A 21,004-nucleotide genomic window follows, 5' to 3' on the forward strand; every position below is an offset into this window, starting at 1 on the left:
CTGATTGCCGTTTTAGCGCGCGCTCAGGTTACGTGCTTTCAGGTTACGCGCGCGGCGGCTAATCGCAAGAACGCCCACCAAACCACCTAAGCCAGCAACGGCGCTACTTGAGATTCGTAAGCGCGCAAAGCCATGTCGATTACGTTGTGCATGTCGTAATAGCTGTAAGTTCCCAAGCGACCGCCGAAAACTGTGCGAGGCTCAGCCGCAGCAAGCTCCGCATAGCGCGCGTACAAGGCTTTATCTGCATCAGTATTCACAGGATAGTAAGGCTCATCGTCGCGAGTTGCAGCGCGAGAATACTCCTGCCACACTACAGTTTCCCCAGCTTTCACGCTTTTGCCCGGCACGAAAGTTGCGCAATCGTCAGCATCGCCACTAGCCTCTCCGCCAACTTCCTCGCGCTCTGGATTAAAGTTCTTAAACTCAATCGCGCGCGTAAACGGCACATCAGCATCCGAATAGTTCATAACTGGGCAGCCAAAGTGGTCACTCTCCTCGTAACGCACTTCCTTAAAGTCCACAGTCCTCCACTTCAACTCGCCAAGAGCGTAGTCAAAATACCTATCAACCGGACCGGTATAAACAACCGGCACTCCAGCTTCCGCCAGCGCGCGCTTATTAAACGGCTGAGATTCGTCGAAGAAGTCTACACCAAGCGAAACGTGAATACGCGGATCGTCAATCATGCGCTGCATCCAAGCCGTGTAGCCGTCCGTAGGCAAGCCTTCCCAAGTGTCCTTAAAGTAGCGATTATTATAGTTAAATCTCACAGGCAAGCGCTTAATAATTCCAGCAGGAAGCTCGGAAGGATCCGTCTGCCACTGCTTTGCCGTGTAGTTTTTAATAAACGCTTCATAAAGCGGACGACCAATTAAGCTAATGCCCTTATCGTTCAAATTTTGCGGATCTTTGCCAGCCAACTCCCCCGCTTGGCTTGCAATCAAAGCCTTTGCTTCCTCTGGCGTGTAGTGCGCGTGGAAGAACTGGTTAATTGTACCCAAGTTGATTGGCAGCGGATACACTTCGCCGTCGTGCGTTGCGTACACGCGATGTACGTAGTTAGTAAACGACGTAAAACGATTCACATAATCCCACACGCGCTTGTTGCTTGTGTGGAAAAGATGCGCTCCGTACTTGTGAATTTCGATTCCTGTGCGCTCGTCAAAATACGAGTAAGCGTTTCCACCGATGTGATTTCGAACGTCAATAATTTCAACGCGAGCGCCCGTATGCTCCACTGCTTGCTGAGCTACAGTTAAGCCGAACAATCCTGCTCCAACAACTACTAAATCTGGGTAAGTTGCTGATTTTGCTTTTTCGTACATTTTATTCCTTTATAAGATACGTCTATTTTGAAATTATGCTTTATATATTCCCGTTATTAAGCTATTCCAGTTATTAACCTAGCATTTCGCTTGTTGCGCTACTTATTTTTAGGAAAATCAACTTTTGGATTAAATCTAATCGCTTTTAGCATTTGACCAATCATTTTGCGGCGCAACTTTCTCTCAACATGCCCTCTTCGCATTTGACGAACTACATTTGCGCAGAAAAGCAAGTATTTTGCTTTACCTTCGTGATGCAAACGGTAAGATGCTTGATTACGCACGCCGTATGCGAATTTCCAAGCATTCTTTTTGTCAATCATTGTAAAGTTCACACCCTTGTTTGCTCCCATGTCATGCATAATTACACTATCGAGAACCTGCACGCCCGGGCATACACGCGTAATACGAAGTGTATATTCGGCATCATCGAACCAAATAAAGTATTCTTTAAATGGCAATCCGTACTTTTCTATAACCCAACGAGGAATAAGCACCGACACAAACGAACAGCTTGTAACCATAACGAGATTGTTAAATCCTTTAGCAATAAGCCTTCCCCAATCCCACGTTGGTACTGGATTGTTCATTTCGCAAATCGATCCGTCCACGAACTTCACCATTGAGCAAGCATACGGAACATCCGCACCAAGCTCACCTACGGCAGCATTAAATCCATCTAGAAGCTTTTCCAAAGCTTGTGGCTGAGGATAGCCATCGTCGTCAAAAATCCACACGAAATCTGCGCCAAGCTCGTACCCTTTACGCATACCAGCACTAAAACCGCCTGCACCGCCAACGTTTTCTGGCAAATTTACAACAGTAAGATTTACTCGATTCTCCAAATGACCATTCGCAAAATCGCGAGTGTACTCTTCCAAATATTTATCCGTGCCATCAGTTGAAGCATTGTTGACAATGATTAGTTGATTTGGAAGTCGCGTTTGAGATTCTAACGAAGCCAATACGGTTTTTAGTTTCTCTAACCTGTTAAAAGTTACTACAACAGCCGCAACATTAACGCTATCTTTTGATTTATTAGCATCCACTACTTGAGCATTTGACATTACTTGCTCCATTCTTCAAATAACTTAGTAAATAACGTTTCTGCAGATTCGAGTTTTGCAAAATTGCGCAATTTTTCAACTTCTTCTTTTAACAATAATGAACGATATGAATCATTCTCCATAATCTTAAACAATTCCTTTACAGACGCTTTAACAAAACTAGAAGTCATTCTTGGCAATAACGCACTTTTTGCTATAACAGTTTTTTGCGATCCAACATCCGATGAAATTACTGGAACTCCATTAGAAAGCGCTTCAATAGTTGTAAGCGTAATACCCTCGTTTACAGAGCTAATAAGTAGCACGTCCGCATCATCATACGTTTTTTGAGCTGGAATTTTCATAGATCTGCGCTCAATAACGTTTTCAAGACCATACCTAGATATAAGTTCTGAAACATATGTGTCTAATTCGCCATCTCCATGCAAAATGAAGTGGAATTTTCCTGGATATTTTTTGTTTAAAGCTTTTGCAACAAGAACAAACGCTTCTGGACGTTTTTGTCTTGCAATCCTTCCAACAAAAGCAACATTCAGAACATTTTTATTTTTTCTCGGCGATACGCAATCGTTTCCAATTCCAGCAGTAAGACCAATAAGTGGAGCGTCAACAATCTTGGAAGATTCAATACCATGCACATCATGCAACCAATTTTCAAGTTGTGGAGAAATAACATGGTGCAAATCAATCCACTTATCGTGTGTTACAGCTTCATGCGGATATCCTCCACAATTTATGTATTCAACAATATGCAGCGAATCAATAATATGTGTTTCTGGGAAGAATTGTTTAGCCCACCAAATATGGTCGTAAAGCCATTGGCAATGGTGTATTGCTATTGCTTTAATGTCAAATTGCTCAAACAAAGATCTTAAAAGTGGAACATCCGCCCAATATTCTCTAATTGGTGGAGTAAGTGGTAATACAAGAGCATCATCACAGAAATCTTTCGTAATCCACGGCTGGTGACCGTCTCTATCTGTGATAACAATTGGCACAAAACCAGCTTTTTTGGCAAGTTTTATTGTTTCTACAGCCCATCTTTCTGCACCACCAGCTTGCAGCCAATGCAAACCTATAATAATAGCTTTTTTAGCTCCTTCAACTCTTTTAGCAGGAGAAACACAGTCCAATCTAGCATCTTTTATATTTGATAAATCCCAATTTTCTTGTTTTGCAATTTCTCTTTGGTGAGCATTTGCAACATAATCAAACTTCTTTTTATTCCAAGGACAATACGCTTCAACAAGTTTCTTCGAATCACACTCGCGTTTTTTGCGCATTACTTCCCTAACAACATCAAACATAGAAGGTGCGTGTAATTCACACTCTTTGTAAATGTGCTGCTTTAACGTATCAGAAGCCCAGTGAGACATCACATCATCGTCGGTTGCATCATCTGGTGTCAGCAACAAATACCTAACGCCATTATCTTTAAACAGTTTGCCTTCATTCCAAAATTCTTTTGTGTATTCGCTATTAGTTTTAACAGTTGATTGTGCACTAAAAGTTGCGATTGGTTTCAATCCTTCGTTTTTTGTACAAGCACCGTCAAAAACTGAGAAATCAGCTAAACGAGGATACTGCCATTTTTGACCCATGTAAACTTGATATTGCAAAGTTCTAGACGGTGCAGTTAATGAATGATAGTTTATAGCGCCCACAATAAGCCTGCGTTGACGCTCGCTTAAAGAGTCTATATAAGTTTTTGCATTAACATCTAGATTAAAGAAATTCATTACTAAAACACCCTTATTTTTAGCCTTTAGCACATATAAAACCAGCAATAAATAAAGCTAGCATTTATAATGCTTTAAGCAAGTAAAAGTCATTGCATTGTCATTTAAGAGCGCATACTCACGGTTTTGACTATCTCTTACAGCAAACATGCACGAATTACTGTCGTTAGTAAACGCAACCATATCTGTTAATTCAGGATCAGTTTTGCTTCTAGTACGAAGAGAGGCAACAAGCTTAAATTCGCCATTATTTAAGATTTTAAGAGGCACTTCAAATTCAACTTTTTGTCTTCCTGTTCCTTCGAGCTCAATTTTATCTGCTCCAGAATCATACGTGATTCCTCCACGTTTTATGTCGTGCATTGCTACAGCTATAAAATATTTCCCAGGCTCATTGAATTCATATTCAATAGCAAAACGGAATTTTTCTTTACAATTGAGCAACTGCTTACTCAAAGGAACAATGCGCATAAATGGCACTCGCTCATTCAAGCCAACAGCATAACTATCTTCACTTTCTCCGCCATTTTGGCTAGAAAGATTTTCTAGAGTATAACGATTTGCAACATCGTCTTTATCTCCGTTAACAATCACTTCGCCATTCTTAATAAGAATAGCTTTATTGCAATAACGCTTTACTGCGTTCATATCGTGCGTAACGAGAATAACTGTTTTACTTACGTCTTTTTTAACCTTTGCAAAATATTCATCGCATTTTCTTTGAAAAGCTTCATCTCCAACTGCAAGAACTTCATCAAGTACTAGAATATCTCCCTGAGCTTGAATTGCAACTGAAAATGCAAGACGCACTTGCATACCAGAAGAGTAGTTTTTAAGTTTTTGATCCATAAACTCTTCAAGTTCTGCAAAATGCACTATATCGTCATACATGTTTTCAATTTGCGAGCGCGTAAAACCTAATAGTGCTCCATTTAAAAACACGTTTTCGCGACCGGTTAGTTCTGGGTTGAAGCCTACGCCAAGCTCAATGAATGGCACGAGTTTTCCGTTGACGTGTATGCGTCCGGAGTCTGGTACGTAGATTCCAGAGATGAGTTTGAGTAGGGTTGATTTGCCGCTTCCGTTGCGTCCTACGATGCCGAAGAAGTCGCCTTTGCGTACTTCAAAGTTGATATCACGCAGAACGTGCTGTTCTTTGTAGCCTTTGATACCACGCGTCCAATTAATAAACGCCTGTTTCAAACCGCTTGCTTGCTCAGTTGGTAGCTTAAAGTATTTGCCTACGTGTTCTACTGAAAGTACGACTGGTTGCAACTCTTCTTTTTCAGTATTTGTCAACTCAATCTCGCTCATTACATCACCTCAGCAAACTTACGATTGCACTTGCGGAACACTGCGACGCCGAGCACACACAAGATTACGGTTAATACTACCGGAACCATCATCAGCAAAGGAGACCCTACTAAATTCCACACAGTAGGCTGAGTAAGAGGTGCTACAAGATTGTGGCGCAAATCTTGAATACATTGTGCAATAGGGTTAAGTAACTGCACTTTTGCAATAACCGTTCCCCATCTTCCTAAAGAATTATTACCAATCACCATGCTTAGAGGGTAAATGATTGGCATTGCGTAAAACAGTACTTGTTGCGCCACGTCCCACAAGTGCGCAATGTCGCGAAAATACACGTACATAGTTGCTAGCAGCAGCGTTACGCCTAATGCTAATGCGTACAACTGTATACAATTCAAAGGAACTAATAGCACCCACCACGTAAATTGCACGCCTGAGCAGATGGCAAAAATGATTACTACCACAAGATTTATTGCAAAACTGATTAACGCGCCAACAGTTGCCGAAACCACCACAATATAGTTAGGAAAATGGATTTTACGCAGCAAATCTCCACGGTCTACCACCGCACGTAAACCAATCGAAGTAGCCTCGCCAAAGAACTGCCATGCGCTAATGCCAAGCAAAAGCACAACTGGATAGGTGGGCGTGCCATCCGACATTCGCAAAAACTTTGCAAACACTGCATACATTACGCAAAACAGCATAAGCGGTCGCAAAACCGACCACGCAACTCCCAAGAAAGACCCTTGGTAGCGCAATTTGAAATCAGTTTTCACCAGCTCTTTAAGAACCACCCACGAATAGTGGTATCTTGCGCGCAACTTATCTACAATGTTTTTCACAAGATATATAGTTTACCAGTTACTTACTCCATTTTGGATTGCGAATCCGTTTTGTGCACAGAACATACGCAATTGGCGACATGCTCCAAAGTTAGCGCAATTCGGTTGGAAATTGGTTTGATAACGAGATCTATTACAACTGCAACAACTGAAAGTGCTGCGTACGTACAAATTAAAGTAATTGCGTAAAGTAGCACTATGAGTGCGCTTGAGGAAGTTGTAGGAAGCATCCACGCCACGAACGTCCACAACGCTATGAAAATAAACATGTGCTCGTGAAGAAGGTACACTCCGAAAGTTGCTTTGGAAACGCGCAAAATTACAGTTCTTGCTAGTCCTTTAATTCGCAGCATATTTATTCGGTGTACGAGAATGAAAATACACATTGCAATAATCATTGGCAGTATTCCAATGCCGCCATGGATCTGCTGATCCCACGTAAGAACTCGCACAAACTTATTCCCGGATGAAGCAACATAGTCGAAAGCGAGCATAAGAACAGTAGATATTGCTACGCACGCACAAAGTCGCTTCGTAGTAAGTTTTTTTATTCCGCTACCGTACTGCGCAATAAAAGCTCCGGCTAAATATCCAAAAATTGCGTAAATAATATCGTTCCAAGTATAATTTTTGCCAAAATATAGCGGAATAAGTGAGATTGACGCAAGAAGTACCAGCAGCATAGCATGATTGCGCTGAGTCATGTGACTTATAAGAATGTTGATAAAAGGCATGAACATGAGCATGATTAAGTACGCGCTCATGAACCAATAGCTTCGGTAAGTAAATGGCGTCACATTCCATAACAGCGTGTAGACAAGTTCTTTTCCGTGAAGTAAGTTGCTCAAATTTTCCGGAAGTAAGCCAAAGCAGTCTGCTACGAAGGTTACTGCCAGCACGATAATGCAGTAGAAGAACATTTGCGCCCACGCTGCAAAAACGCGTCGGTAGCGGAAGGTTTTGCGACATAAAAAGTAGCCGGAAATAATAAAGAAGGTTGAGACACCAACTTGACCGTATTGTACGACTAAGAATTTAAGTGCTGAACGCAAGCCTGGAGCCGGCAAAAGTTCCATATTGAAACTGCGCTCGCGAATGTTCAAATGTATGATCATGTGGCAGGCCACAATCATAAGCATTGCAATAATTCGCAAGACTTCAACTTGCAGGTCTTTTTGCGTGCCATTTTGCAGGTCTTTGCTCGATTGTAATACCGCTTGAGCTTGTGCAGAAGACGCTACTTTTTGCGCTGATTGTTTCTGTTCTACTACCATATTTTCTTCTTCAAAATTTTTTTATTCAAATTATCTGAATTGTAATTTACTAATAGTAACCAAATTGCAACTGATTCGTCTGTTACGTAAGTGGCGAGAACCAGGATTCGATACTTCTGTATATACTCGGCCTAGTGCCTTGAAGGTCTGAGTATCGTCCGTTGGCAAGGAGGTTTAAGGAACACAAGCCCACGCTGGAAATCACCAGAATAATCAAAACTTTGTGCATTAACTTAAAGTTGGCTTTAGAAGGCGACTCCTCGCCTGTTTCGTTGACGCAACCAGAAGGAACGTCAACCATGTGCGCGCAAGACGAGACTTTGTCTACAAGACTTGCAATCACCATAATTGCACACAACGCTAGCAGCCAGCCAAAATCACTAAAGTACCTGCTGGAAATTCCTACTACTTCCGCATCTAATACCATAAGCAGTATCGACAATGTTAAGCCGAGCGTAAAGAATCCAGCAAGCTGCTTTTTGCGTAATTGTTGCTTTACTACCGGGTACAGTACTACGGCTGCGCATACAGGAGAGTAAGCGAGTAGGCCGCCAAAGAATGGCTCCATAATGATTTGCCCGTGGAACATTGACGGCAGCACGGATTGTTCCATAAACGGAAAAACTGGCGTAATAGTAATAGGCTGGAACAGGTACATCCATACTCCCCATGGGATTCGCGCCCAAGAGTAGGAGCGGTGAACCATGTCAAAACCGGTGAGATTGTAGGTTGCACCAAAATCGAGTGGAGAACCGAAACGCGCGTAGTTGTACCAGCAGGCGGCTAAGCCTATAAGAATCATTGGTGCGATTACGCATATAGTATTGATTACGCTGCTTCGTTTGAAGGCAAAAAATAGACGGTACTTTACGATTTCTTCCTTAAAAATTACGAAAGCAAACAGTGACGCCAGAATAAATTGCGGTCTACACCATAGGTTTAGTGCAATACATACTGCTCCCAGAATGAGTAGCGACTTCCGTAAGTACGGGGTTTCAGAAAGAGCATCTTGAGTAGTTCGCGCTTGTAGCCACAATCCCAGTCCTAAGCAGGTGAAACACAATGATGACAGCATAGGAAGCGAGTAGATTTGCGGCAGATACACCTGAATTAGCACTCCGCTGGACATGAGCATAACGAGATGCGACAGCACAAGGAAGCCGAAGGATCGCTTTGGGAAGAAGCGTCGAAGTAATTGCACCATAAGATAGATAGAAGCAATTGCGAAAGCGACAGCAAAGAAGGCGACGGCGTAATCTGTACGCAAATCGTGGCCGGTAAGTACTTTGAACGGCACAAAAAGTAACAGTGCAGGAAGTGCGCCGAAGTAAGTAAAGTAGTGGCTTCCGTGGAACGCATAATCCCAGTAAGTTGGTTGACCAGTTTTTATCGACATGGCGTAGCGCGCGCCTGCATCGTAAGGGTTGCTCATATTCGGCAGCCAGTCAGGAACCGGCAGATCCAAGTACAGGTGACCTTTGAGCAGACTGTTGGCGAGGTGATTGTACTGGTTGGCGTCACATATAAAGCCGCCGTTATTACACACACCAGCTGTAAACATGTGTTGAGTACCAGTAACTTTCGTTACTCCAATAAGTATTGCGCACTGCACTAGCATTAACGCAACAAGCCACAACTGCTGCTTGCGCACACGCAAATCAAGTGCTTCTTTATAAATGCGCGAACGCGGAGCCAACGCGTATATCGCGTAAGCAATCAGCAACAACATCACGACACGAATAAGTGAAATATGTAACGGTCTACGCTGGTTCAACGCAAGATTAGCAATTGTAAAAGAATCGCCTTTCTGAAGCTTCGTGCTCAAACGCAAGCCCGCAACTTTATCAACCGCATGCACGCGCACATACTTCGTATCGTTCACATTCGACGTAACTGGCTGAGACGCAACTTGAATATAGGAAGTACTATTGCCGCCATCCAACACATACACAGCAATATCGAGTGTGCGAGTGTGAGGCGAGCGCGTATCGACGTAAATGTTATTTATTTGAGAAGGCTGAGCGTAATGCAATTGTATGTATTGATCGTTTTTGCCGGTAACTGTATACACGTCGCCGTGACGCGTCAAACCTGCACCGGTTGAAACTCTCTGAACAGGAGTTGGCTTGAATCCTGACGATTCGATTGCCGGAAAGTTGAACCATACAAGTTCCAGCAGAAGCACAATAATAAGCGGCATAATTAGCGATATGCGTCGTAAAACAGAACGCGTAGCGCGAGCACAATCGCGACTGCACTGTATCGCACTGCTTATTGCACCACTTATTGTGCTACTTACTGCACTACCCGCCATCGTTACGTTTCTTTCTGCCGCCACATCATTTACAGCAGTCGCATTACCGTTACTATTGCTCGTATCGCCCATATGCACACCTGTTAATTCCTTCGTACTATTGCCATTCTTAACGTTACTGTTTTGTAGAGTTACCGTTTTGTAGCGTTACATAACTCACTCAAGTCTGCCACAATCGATCGCATACGGATTTGAACGAATATCCTGCTCGATTACATCGTCAGCATGGCTGCTATGCAACGATTCACAGTCGACATGACGGAAGTGCGTAATAATATCCGACGGCAGCTGATAAATATCACCATACACGCGTTCCAAAATATCTTCCGATAACTGCGGTATAGCAACAGAAAAATCTTCAAAAGTTGCCATTTTTACTGGAAACATTTCGGCACATCGTGCAATATACAAATTCTCAGCATCAACATTATCCAAACCGTACACCACGTTGCGCGCGCAAGACTTACTCACCACAAGCCCCTGGTTTACAGCCTTCTTTTGGAAACTCTGAAAAATCTGTTCAATCTCCGCAGTATATTCGCCGCCCTGCTCAACATAACCGCGGTCAAGCCATGTGTTGAAAAAAGTCTGCGAACGCAACTCTTGCTGCAAATCCTTACGCAAAGACACAAAACTCTGCTGCTGTTCAGGCGTCAAATCAGGCGCGTAATCGTAGAAGAAAATATCCAAAAAACAAGGATTACTATTATTCGCGTAACGGAACCGCAACTGACGGCAGCACACGTACGGATCGTACACGAGCACCGCACGGTAGCGCGCGCACAACGCGGCATCCTCGCGCAACATCGTTAGCAGCTTATCAATATCCTCTCGCATCATACCCAAGTCAACATCGTCATCCCAAGGTATAAACCCACGATGACGCACGCAACCGAGCAGCGTACCAAAATCAGCCCAATACTGAAGATTATGCTGCTGCGCAATCTGCGCAAACTCGCTCAGCAGCGACGCGCAACCACGTTGTATAACGCGCATAGAACCTGTAGCTTTCGGCAAACTAAGGAAGAAACGCTTATGTGCATCCACGCTACTTTCGCCATCTTTCCTATAGTTTGACCAAGCCATAATCGAAGACTGCTCACGATTCGTCAAAATCTCCGCACGCAACGACTTCTCAACGTTATACTGCCCAACCTCAAGATGAGCGCAGCGAGCGTCGACACATTCTTGCAATCGAGAAATTTGCGTTTGAATAGCACTCAGCTGCTCGCGCACTTCCACAATAGAGCGTTTTGACGAAGGGAGTCTGCCTATTATCCAACTCACTATGCGACGTAACTGCGAAACCATAAGTTCATTACTCCCTCATTATTTAAAAACATACTTGCTATAGCGTACTGCTATAAACTGTTGCCACAATGCAATACAGGTTTATCATACTCCGTTGCGATTATTTTTCGGAAGCCACCACTACCGTCCCCGCAATTATCACCACGCAACAAACCCACGCAATAAGCGGCGGAATCGTTTGAGAAAGTAACGCTGCTGCAATCATGCTCCACGCCGCGTACGTAATATTTCCAGCCATAGCGCGCGTCGCACCAACCTGAGCAATACCGCGGTAGTAGCACAAGTAGGAAGCAGCACCAAGTAACGCTATAAATATAGCTAACGCAATAAAGCCGGCTGATTGCATAATCTTTACGCTAAAAACCGGCAGTATCGTACACAACGGCACAATGAGTAAGGCGTACGACAGTGCGGAAACAGTTTCGCGCACGTGCAGCATTACTTCGTCGTCCACGCTTTGCTTTCTGGTAGCCCACGCGCAAGCAACGGCTTCACTTCCCCAACCAATAACACTGAAAATAGCCGCAATCAAACCTAAGACTATGCTGCCCGGAGAGAAGACAGTTGCGGTTGAAGATTCCGCGCAAGAACAGTAGCCAAGCACTCCTACCGCAATAAGCGTTACAGCAAAAGCACAATATTTCAACGCACTTAAGCGTTCGCGCAACACAATAGAAGAAAGTACTATGCCAAAAGCCGGGTACAGTGCGGAAATCGCAGCAGCGTAACCGGCACCAATATTGCTTGCCGCAATAGCGTAACCGGTCATACCAATTGGGCCTCCAAGAAGCGAACTCAACACAATAGGCACAATCAATTTCGTACGTTTGCAAAGAGCAACAGTTTCGCGCAACTTTGAACGACAAGCCATATAAATCCACAATATTACAGCACACACAACATCGTGAACGCAAGCGCCCACAACGCCCACATACCATACTGCAGAAGGTGTTAAACCATGAACAGATAACGCAACCAATACCGCAAGCAAAGCAGTATCAAGTCCCCAAAACAGTCCGCTTATTAAGGAATATTTCATAAATCACACCTTTACTACAGAGCCTGCAGACCCGTCACAACCAGCAGATTCAGAGGATTCAGCGGATACGGCACCATATTCGCTCGAAGCGCGGTCGACATAACGTTTCGCATAACGGTAATACAAATAACGACAGTCACCTACAGGCTCCCCCTCAGCCTCTTTTACCAACGACCACAAATACCAACACCACCCCGCAAAACCAACGTACGCCATGCAATGACGACGCTCAGCACAAGTAGGATTGCGCTCAAAATACTCCGCTAGAACCGCGTCAAATTCCTGCTCATTAAGCGCGTCAGACACGCACAACGTACCCAAATCCTGCGCATAATCCGACATCCCCGCATACTCCCAATCAATCAGATGGTAGCGTCCAGCAACATCCACAAGCACATTCGCACCCAATATATCGTTGTGCGCCAAGCAAATTTTTTGACAAGCATCTTTACTCACGCACTCATGCAAACAATCAACCTTATGAAGCAAAGCGTCAGCACCCTCAGGCAACGCAACACGGCGAGCGCGCAAATCGCGCAAATAACGCTGAGATTCCTCATAAAAATCGAAGCATCTACTCACCGTAGCACCACTGTTGTGAAGCTTACGAATCAGACACATACCTTCGCGCAAATCGCAAGAATCGTGAAAATCAGCGGTACGACAACCTTTCAAAAAATGCGAAATTTTCCAGCCGTATTTCGGATCATCCGCAACCAACGTACCGTCCAAACCAAGGCGCTGCGCCGCACGCAAAGCCTCATCCTCAGCCTGGCGATTCACCAACACATCCGTGCCAACCCCCGGATGACGGTACACATACTCGTTAGAACCAACCATAAAATGGCAAGAAAGATTCGTCAAACCATTTTTCAACGGGTAAACGTCGCGAATATCCGACTTTTTGCAACCAAGCACCTTAACGATGCGGTCAAAAACTTCACTGTCAACATTTTCCAAAAACAGCGGATCAAACTCGCGAAGCTCATCTAACGAATCGAACTCGTGAATAATCGGCGCATCGTAGCGGCGCATGCGCATATCAAGCTCGTCTAAATGCTCAATCAAAATGTCTTCCCACAACTTGCCAGCAGTCTGCGGCAAATCATATTCCGCACGCAAAATTCGCACAAACTTAGCCGAAAATTCGCTGTCAAAATACACGTGACCAATCATGTACCACGCATCACTGCCACCAATAGTTACCGAAGTAATGCGATCGTGCGCACCTACACTCATACACCACTCTTTAGTGCGGCCCCGCTGATATTGCGCAGAATAGTAAGCCTTCCACACGTATGGTTCAAAAGGATTTTCGTCGAAATAATTGTCAGAAGAACAAATATACGTGTTACTTAAAAGGTGAGCAACAGCCATGATTGAACTGTTGTTGTTACGCTCACGATATTCCTTATTTGGCACGATTTTTACGCAAAAATCGCCTTTAGTAAACTTGTCTTCCAAATAGAAGAAACGTTCCTGCTTGTAGCCAACCACCACGCTAATATCTTTAATTCCTGCCGCTTGTAATTGACGAATTTGTCGTTCAATAAGCACTTCGCCGCGCACAGTGAGTAAACCTTTTGGCAATTCGTAAGAAATCGGGGAAAAGCGGGAGGAAAGGCCAGCTGCCATGATCACCGCATTGTGGACGCGATGCGGTTCGAGTGCGGTAAGACCTTTTGATGTAACTTCACCATTAACAACAAACCCATGCTGAATAGCATCGCGTAACGCACTATTTACTGTGCCTAATGAAAGCTTCGTATGCTCAGCTATAGTACGTTGATTACTTCCTGGCAAACGTTGCAATGCTGATATTACAGCAAATTCGTTATGAGTTAATGCTGAATATGCTTCCATAACAGTGTCTCCATGCACTAGTCGAGGTGCATAATGATGACTCTATACATTTTGTTGCATTAGTATAGTATGCACAAAGGTGTTCAAAAAATAATTATTATTAGTTTATTTTGAACATTTGACACTGTTTGCAGCATACACTTTTATACGTATTGCATGCCACCATAACTATTCTTAATACTCACATTCATTACATAACTTGAAAAAATTACATAACACTTGCCACGCAGTATAGCAGACTATATGCGCAAGTACTACGCACAGTACTGCACACTGCCACATAAACGCAAATAGATTGTTGCACTACAATCCACAACAATAGGTAAGATAACAGTGATATGCACATAGTATAAGAACATTACTGCTCATTCCATGCGCACCATTCGCCATTATGAAGGGACATATTATGACTTCTGTCGCAGTGCTGCTGCCGTGCTATAACGAGGCAATCACCATTGGAAAAGTTGTTAAAGACTTTAAGGCGGCACTTCCAGAAGCAACGATATACGTGTACGACAACAACTCAACGGACAATACTGCAAAAATAGCCAAAGAAGCAGGTGCTGTGGTTCGTAAAGAGCCAAGACAAGGCAAAGGCAATGTGATTCGTGCAATGTTCCAAGACATAGACGCAGATGTTTACGTAATGGCAGACGGCGACGACACATATCCTGCTGAAGCGGCACCAGATATGGTTGCAAAAATCGTTGAAGGCTACGACATGGTTATTGGCGACCGTCTAAGTTCTACGTATTTCCAAGAGAATAAGCGACCATTCCACAATTTTGGAAATCGTTTAGTTAGAGGCGCAATTAACACGCTTTTCCACGCAAAAGTAACTGATATTATGACAGGCTACCGTGCTTTTTCTTTTTCATTCGTAAAGACTTATCCTGTACTTTCGCGCGGATTTGAAGTTGAAACAGAAATGACAATTCATTCGCTTAACAACAATATAAAACTGTACGAAATGCCAATTCAGTATCGTGACCGCCCAGAAGGATCAGTTAGCAAGCTAGACACAGTTGGAGACGGTATTCGAGTGCTTTCAACCATTTTTCACATGATTCGCGAATACAAACCAATGCCTTTCTTTGGAACACTTGGCGTAATAATAACACTGTGCGGAGTAGGAGCATGCATGCTTCCATTCATAGAATTTTGGCGCACACACCTAGTAACACGCTTCCCTACTCTAATTGGTGCTGTAATGCTAATTATTACAGGATTACTATTCTTTATTTCCGGAATTATTCTTGAGATTTTAGCCAAAAATGAGCGCAAACGTTTTATAGAACAAGTAAACCTTTTTGATTACATAAAAAGAAATAGAAAGTAGCAACCTGTGCGAGCCGTCATAAAAAACAATCTTAAACTAAAAACTTATTTGCCATATATAGTGTGCTTTGTTATAAGCGGACTAATAACACTAATGTTTTTTAGTAACTTATTTCAAGCATCCGAATTAGGATTTAAAACACAAAGCATAAATTTAAGCACAGTAAAAGAACTAAAAGCTGAACAAGCAGAAGACTCTACAAACGCAAGCCGTGATGAAATATATGCAAAATACAAAAATGACGGCGTACATATATCTAAAAATGGCGCAGATGTAGAATTCACAAACTTAAACACGTACAGCAAAACATTAGAGATTTCGCTACAACAAACAAAACCAGTTTATTACGTAACTGGAAGCGTAGAATTAGAAGACTTTGGTGTAGCTCCTGGATACGCTTTAGCTAGCCAATTTAAAATAACAACAGGAAAATTTAATACGACTAAAGTACGTTTAGAAAGTCACGGAAAACTAAACAAAATAAAATTACACTTTAATGAAACGCCAAACGGAATCGTTGTTAAAAATATAACAATTAATCCAAAATACAAGTTGCACATAAACTATGGAAAATGGGCTATATTATTCGTTTTTGGATCCGCGATTATAACTATACGTAAGAAAAAATGGCACAAAATAGCCTATATTCAAGGAGATCGAGCTCAAACCATAATTTTTTGGGCTTTGTGCGCAATAGTAACCGGATTCTCACTGTATATTTGGCTCCGATTAAACACTTATAATCGAATACGCGTTCCACTCTCCTACGATAAATACGATTTTATAGACGGAAACCCATATACAGAGCAGTTAAAAGCCTGGAAACAAGGATCGCTATCTTTGCTACAAGACCCACCAAATGGCTTATTGCATTCAACAAACCCATTTAGCATTGGCAAAAGAATGCAATTAGTGCGCGAGGGAACTCCTGCAATATGGGATGTTGTGCTGCATAATGGCAAATATTATTGCTACTTTGGAATAGTACCGTTTATTTTAACTTATTTGCCGTTTAACGCTTTGTTCCCAGCTTGGATGCCGAGCGCAATAATGGTCACAACATTATTTGCAGCAATTACAATACCAGCATTATTTGCATTGTGGAAAGAAATAATAACATTCTTTGAAATACGAATAAACTACTGCTCAATGCTGCTTATAGGAGCAGCCTTACCATTTGGATGCCTTGTTTTTTATCTGCAAGCATCTGCATCGATTTACTACATTCCTATGGTAAGCGCTATATTTTTCGGAACATTATTTGTTTACGCATCACTGAAAGCCGTAAGGCTTAAGACTAAATTTACTCAGTATGCATTATTTGCTTTAGCTGGATTAAGCTTAGCTTTGCAATGCGGTTGTAGACCAAATTCTTGCATTTCCACAGTTGCGTTTATAGCTCCACTGTTTATTGCTTTACTGCTTAACAACTCCAGAAGCGTAGTAAATAAAGTATCTGCAGCTTTAAGCTTCCTAACTCCTGCAATAGCTGGGTTTGCCGGAATCTTAGTATATAACTACTTGCGTTTTGGTTCATTCTTTAACTTTGGTAACAAAGAACAATTAACAAATTTTGACTTGCGATTTAATCGTATAGCATTTGACCCTCTAAAAATCAAAGACCTGTTAATAAACTTCTTTATAAAGCCACCAAGCATAGATACGGAATTCCCGTATATTACAATAACCAGCTCAAACATTTCGGATTATGGAAATAGTTTCTTTAATCACATGACATTTGGTCTGCTATCAATACCACTTATTTGGGGCATTTTCTTAATAAGACGCAAGTACATGCAAAAAATCGAATACATAATGTGCTTAAGCGGAATAACATTCTCGATTATGTTAATCTACGTAAACTACTGCTTAGGCGGCAGCCTTTACCGTTATTATTGCGATTCAATAATAATTCTTATGATTATTGCATCTATTGGTTTTGCTAGAAGAAATTGCTCAGCTAATCAAGATGCGCAGTTGCAATTAGATAAAGAAAATGCATGCAACAATATCGAATTGAATAGGAACCAAATGTCTACTCAAACTCTAATCGTTGCATGCACTACATTAACGATAGTATTAGGATTCTTGCTTGTATTTGCAAATCACACAGAAGCTGCGAATGAAATACAATACACGAATCCAGATGCTTTTATTGCATGGAGCCAAATGCTATCAGTGGGCTTCTAACACAACATTCTGGCACTTTTGATGCCATAAGCCATTGCCATCATTGTGTTCATCTTCAATAGGCGCGCCGAGCTTCTTAAAGTCACCGCGCGCATAATAATCCTTGCGAAGATTGAACATGATAACGAACTTCTTGTCTGTGCCATGCGTCCAAACATCACCATTCTGGCAACGCTGACGCCACCAGCCAGCACCCAAATTCTCCTCATCAGCAACAGGAGCACCAAGCCAACCAGCACCGCGATGCCTATAGTAAGAATCACGAAGAGCAAACATGATAACAAACTTCTTATCCTTACCATGCGTCCAAACATCACCATTCTGGCAACGCTGACGCCACCAGCCAGCACCCAAATTCTCCTCATCAGCAACAGGAGCACCAAGCCAACCAGCACCGCGATGCCTATAGTAAGAATCACGAAGAGCAAACATGATAACAAACTTCTTATCCTTACCATGCGTCCAAACATCACCATTCTGACAACGCTGACGCCACCAGCCACCGCCCATGTTTTCCTCTTCGGCAACAGGAGCACCAAGCCAAGCAGCACCACGATGTCCTTGGTAAGAGTCGCGTAACTCAAACTGAATCACGTACTTAATGTCTCTGCCATGCGTCCAGACGTCGCCGTGCTGGCAGTGCTGACGCCACCAGCCGCCACCCATGTTTTCCTCGTCGGAAATAGGCGAGCCAAGTCGCGAATAGCTTCCGTGCTTGTAGTAGGAGTCGCGCAATTCGTACTGGATTACGTACTTCTTATCTCGGCCTTGCGTAAACACATCGCCGTGCTGGCAGTGCTGACGCCACCAGCCAGCACCCAAATTCTCCTCATCAGCAACAGGAGCACCAAGACGACCAGGACCGCCATGAGCATAATATGAATCGCGAAGCTCGTACTGGAGCACAAACTTCTTGTCTCCATTAGTCCATACTTCACGACGACCAGAACTCTTTACAGTCCAGCTACCATAGTTGCGCGTTTCTCCAGAAGGCTTAGAAGAATTAGGCTTAGTAATAGTGCTACCAAACTCAGAAACACCATTGATTTCGCCGCCACCAGCCATGCCGAATGCGTTCAAATCGACGCGACCATCAATTCCGTCAACGCTGCCGTCGGAAGTGTACTGCCATCCGCGCAATGCTGTAGAAATAGGGAAGCCTACGCGAGAACCGTAGCTAGCAACCCAGCTTGTACGCTCGTGAATATACTGAGAATTTAATGGTCCTCTCAAATAATTTGCATAAGAGTAAACGCCGAGCTTATGGTAGCCTGCAGAAACTAACTGATTCCACCAGGAAGCAACAATATCCTGGTAAACGTATGGTGATGTTGGTGGTTTATGACCACTCCAGCTCCACTTTTCCAAATCATAATAAACAGGATACGTTAAATCTTGAGGACTTACTCCAGCACCCTGCAAAAGATTTACAATGTCGGCACCTTCAGCAGCACCATCTTCAGCTTTTTCAGCATAGGAATACATGTAAATGCCGAATGGAATACCAAGACGCTTGCATTCGCTAATATTGCGCAAAGCTTGCTTGTCATATCCATTATCCCAGCCATAGCTAATACGAATAATCGCACCATCTACTCCAGAAGCTTTTACAGCATCCCAATCAATTTCTTTTTGATGCTCAGAAACATCAATAACCGCCTTAGCGTTATTAACGAACACATCATCATTTCCATCAATAAAAGCCGTAGTGCCATCAGCATCGCTCCAATGCGCACCATACTCATTATCAATAAACGAGCTTTGATACACAGTGCCAGAATGTGATTGAATAATAGGTTTAACAACACTTTTAGTATGCACATTGGTATACACATTAGCACGCACATTTGCATGCACATGTTCAATCGATGAAGATTTTTGCGGCGCAACGACATTCATAGTGAAAGCAGTAGCAGCCGACACTAATCCAGCTAATACACGTACGATAATCTGTCCCACGAGTCCTCCAGACATGTTTTTTACGTGTCTCTCCGCTATTACCATAGCAATAGCACCCTAATAGCAAGCATAAATTCAATGAAAATGTGAAAACAATATGCAAAACATGTGATTTTCACAAAAAACTGAAATAAATAAACCATTAAAAAGAAAATTGCAAAACGTAAAGCAAAAATAAAAAATGGAGCGGACGACGGGAATCGAACCCGCGTAATCAGTTTGGAAGACTGAGACTCTACCATTGAGCTACGTCCGCAACTACGCACCATATTTGCACGAAATATTCACGCACAAATATCGACTCGTTCAAGTATACAGATGCTTGTGACATCGACACAAGTGCACAAAACATATTTTTCTTATAATGTAGCTTTTCTTATAAGACTTCAAGCATTACAACAGCTGATGCAAAAGCTGAATTATCGTCTAATAATCCGTCATGACTAAGCGAAATATGCCAACGAATATTATCTATGTACTCACTACTATCTACACACTCGCTGGACGCACTGAAAAGCGATTTTACAAGTTGCGAATGCACATCTGAGCTGAGAATAATGCGTGGGCAACCATGGGAATCGTTAAGAATCTCAATACTCGCCCATGGCATGTTATCCAGAGTATATGGATAAGGGTTATTTATTGTGCATAATACCTCGGACCACGCTTTAATCACAGCTTCTTTGCCAGCCCAGCGTGCTGCAATATGTAAAGCTCTCTCATCATTCTTCACTTGCGCACGAAGATCACATTGTCGAAGCTCTCGCACAGAAAACAGCGCACGCCAACCATTGCCATCCTGCATCTGCTCAGCAAACTGCGCAACGTTTACCAAGTCGTGCCCTATTCCTGCAATCATACACACCTACTTTTAACACACATACCTACTTTTTTATGTTCTACGCAAAAATACTATATAAAATCTTATATAAAATATATTTAAATCAACAATCACTTACGCGCTTTTACTGCAGTAGCAAACGCCGAAAAATCACCGGCAAATGTTTTCCAAAACTACAAAAACGACAGCAAACGCCAGAAAATTACGCACGCTACGACCTGCTTAAGCATGTGCACAAGAAACGCTACAAGCGTGATTAATTCATATACGAATAAATTACTATAAAACGATAAACTTTTAGATAATTTTAAATAATTCGTCGTTATGACAATATTTTATACATAGAGCACCCCCCCCCGGCAGGAAATTTTACAGTTATGGAATACTTAACAATAAAAAAATTACGACAAAATAGCAAAAATACGATATAATATTATGCAGCATGTGTATAAGCGTACTTATTGTCTACCGTTGCTTTATGTAAACACAGAATTAGTATTTGAAGAAGAACTAGACACACGTTTATATACGACGCACATTAGGGAACGCTAAATTAAAAAGCACAAGAATAAAGGATTACA

The 21,004-nt window shown here is 42.6% G+C and carries 14 protein-coding genes and 1 tRNA gene; 2 read left to right on the forward strand and 13 right to left on the reverse strand.

All coding sequences use genetic code 11. From position 1 onward, the window contains the following. Positions 1–86 precede the first annotated feature (86 nt). The 10 genes from HXT37_RS06040 to HXT37_RS06085 form a co-directional block, all read right to left on the reverse strand. Positions 87–1,328 carry a UDP-galactopyranose/dTDP-fucopyranose mutase family protein gene (locus HXT37_RS06040; RefSeq protein WP_076003055.1) on the reverse strand — a complete coding sequence of 414 codons (1,242 nt, stop codon included), beginning with the start codon at positions 1,326–1,328 and terminating at the stop codon, positions 87–89. 98 nt (positions 1,329–1,426) lie between these two features. Continuing rightward, entirely contained in the window at positions 1,427–2,395 is a 969-nt protein-coding gene (locus tag HXT37_RS06045; protein ID WP_064621478.1) for a glycosyltransferase family 2 protein, read from the reverse strand. Then, the gene (locus HXT37_RS06050) at positions 2,395–4,134 is read right to left on the reverse strand and encodes a glycosyltransferase (RefSeq protein WP_421779443.1); all 1,740 of its coding nucleotides are present in this window, start codon (positions 4,132–4,134) and stop codon (positions 2,395–2,397) included. The genes HXT37_RS06045 and HXT37_RS06050 overlap by 1 nt, the downstream gene beginning before the upstream one ends. 57 nt (positions 4,135–4,191) lie before the next feature. Continuing rightward, complete coding sequence (locus HXT37_RS06055; RefSeq protein WP_102155635.1) at positions 4,192–5,448, reverse strand: ABC transporter ATP-binding protein; 1,257 nt, start codon at positions 5,446–5,448, stop codon at positions 4,192–4,194. Further along, entirely contained in the window at positions 5,448–6,293 is an 846-nt protein-coding gene (locus HXT37_RS06060; protein ID WP_004109231.1) for an ABC transporter permease, read from the reverse strand. Before HXT37_RS06060 ends, HXT37_RS06055 begins: the two co-directional genes overlap by 1 nt. Positions 6,294–6,316: 23 nt before the next feature. Next, positions 6,317–7,567 carry an acyltransferase family protein gene (locus HXT37_RS06065; RefSeq protein WP_421779445.1) on the reverse strand — a complete coding sequence of 417 codons (1,251 nt, stop codon included), beginning with the start codon at positions 7,565–7,567 and terminating at the stop codon, positions 6,317–6,319. 82 nt (positions 7,568–7,649) lie between these two features. After that, on the reverse strand, positions 7,650–9,953 hold the full coding sequence (locus tag HXT37_RS06070) for a hypothetical protein (protein WP_103013907.1): 2,304 nt from the start codon (positions 9,951–9,953) through the stop codon (positions 7,650–7,652). 84 nt (positions 9,954–10,037) lie between these two features. Next, positions 10,038–11,192, reverse strand: coding sequence for a LicD family protein (locus HXT37_RS06075; protein WP_033888482.1), 1,155 nt, complete (start codon positions 11,190–11,192; stop codon positions 10,038–10,040). Positions 11,193–11,292: 100 nt separating this feature from the next. After that, positions 11,293–12,231: a DMT family transporter gene (locus HXT37_RS06080; RefSeq protein ID WP_103013906.1), complete on the reverse strand. Its 939-nt coding sequence runs from the start codon at positions 12,229–12,231 to the stop codon at positions 11,293–11,295. Between the two features lie 3 nt (positions 12,232–12,234). Beyond that, complete coding sequence (locus HXT37_RS06085) at positions 12,235–14,094, reverse strand: phosphotransferase (RefSeq protein WP_116431544.1); 1,860 nt, start codon at positions 14,092–14,094, stop codon at positions 12,235–12,237. Positions 14,095–14,500: 406 nt separating this feature from the next. Between HXT37_RS06085 and HXT37_RS06090 the strand changes: the two genes are divergently transcribed. Continuing rightward, on the forward strand, positions 14,501–15,433 hold the full coding sequence (locus HXT37_RS06090; RefSeq protein WP_410309312.1) for a glycosyltransferase family 2 protein: 933 nt from the start codon (positions 14,501–14,503) through the stop codon (positions 15,431–15,433). Between the two features lie 93 nt (positions 15,434–15,526). Continuing rightward, a complete protein-coding gene (locus tag HXT37_RS06095; protein ID WP_421779448.1) occupies positions 15,527–17,623 on the forward strand; it encodes a hypothetical protein in 2,097 nt (698 codons plus the stop codon). On the opposite strand, the gene HXT37_RS06100 is transcribed toward HXT37_RS06095, so the two are convergent. From HXT37_RS06100 to HXT37_RS06110, 3 genes are all read right to left on the reverse strand, one after another. Continuing rightward, the gene (locus tag HXT37_RS06100) at positions 17,609–19,627 is read right to left on the reverse strand and encodes a GH25 family lysozyme (protein ID WP_421779450.1); all 2,019 of its coding nucleotides are present in this window, start codon (positions 19,625–19,627) and stop codon (positions 17,609–17,611) included. The genes HXT37_RS06095 and HXT37_RS06100 overlap by 15 nt on opposite strands. A gap of 137 nt (positions 19,628–19,764) precedes the next feature. Beyond that, positions 19,765–19,838 (reverse strand) — tRNA-Gly (locus tag HXT37_RS06105). A gap of 120 nt (positions 19,839–19,958) precedes the next feature. Further along, the gene (locus tag HXT37_RS06110) at positions 19,959–20,441 is read right to left on the reverse strand and encodes a holo-ACP synthase (protein WP_421779451.1); all 483 of its coding nucleotides are present in this window, start codon (positions 20,439–20,441) and stop codon (positions 19,959–19,961) included. Positions 20,442–21,004 lie beyond the last annotated feature (563 nt).

Source organism: Gardnerella sp. DNF01151 (genome assembly GCF_049244235.1).
Taxonomy (GTDB): domain Bacteria; phylum Actinomycetota; class Actinomycetes; order Actinomycetales; family Bifidobacteriaceae; genus Bifidobacterium; species Bifidobacterium swidsinskii.

Coding starts and splice junctions, on each gene's coding strand:
- HXT37_RS06085 (WP_116431544.1), bottom strand. CDS start 14,094: ATGGAAGCATATTCAGCATTAACTCATAACGAATTTGCTGTAATATCA.
- HXT37_RS06040 (WP_076003055.1), bottom strand. CDS start 1,328: ATGTACGAAAAAGCAAAATCAGCAACTTACCCAGATTTAGTAGTTGTT.
- HXT37_RS06095 (WP_421779448.1), top strand. CDS start 15,527: ATGTTTTTTAGTAACTTATTTCAAGCATCCGAATTAGGATTTAAAACA.
- HXT37_RS06070 (WP_103013907.1), bottom strand. CDS start 9,953: ATGGGCGATACGAGCAATAGTAACGGTAATGCGACTGCTGTAAATGAT.
- HXT37_RS06100 (WP_421779450.1), bottom strand. CDS start 19,627: ATGGTAATAGCGGAGAGACACGTAAAAAACATGTCTGGAGGACTCGTG.
- HXT37_RS06110 (WP_421779451.1), bottom strand. CDS start 20,441: ATGATTGCAGGAATAGGGCACGACTTGGTAAACGTTGCGCAGTTTGCT.
- HXT37_RS06090 (WP_410309312.1), top strand. CDS start 14,501: ATGACTTCTGTCGCAGTGCTGCTGCCGTGCTATAACGAGGCAATCACC.
- HXT37_RS06045 (WP_064621478.1), bottom strand. CDS start 2,395: ATGTCAAATGCTCAAGTAGTGGATGCTAATAAATCAAAAGATAGCGTT.
- HXT37_RS06050 (WP_421779443.1), bottom strand. CDS start 4,134: ATGAATTTCTTTAATCTAGATGTTAATGCAAAAACTTATATAGACTCT.
- HXT37_RS06075 (WP_033888482.1), bottom strand. CDS start 11,192: ATGGTTTCGCAGTTACGTCGCATAGTGAGTTGGATAATAGGCAGACTC.
- HXT37_RS06065 (WP_421779445.1), bottom strand. CDS start 7,567: ATGGTAGTAGAACAGAAACAATCAGCGCAAAAAGTAGCGTCTTCTGCA.
- HXT37_RS06055 (WP_102155635.1), bottom strand. CDS start 5,448: ATGAGCGAGATTGAGTTGACAAATACTGAAAAAGAAGAGTTGCAACCA.
- HXT37_RS06080 (WP_103013906.1), bottom strand. CDS start 12,231: ATGAAATATTCCTTAATAAGCGGACTGTTTTGGGGACTTGATACTGCT.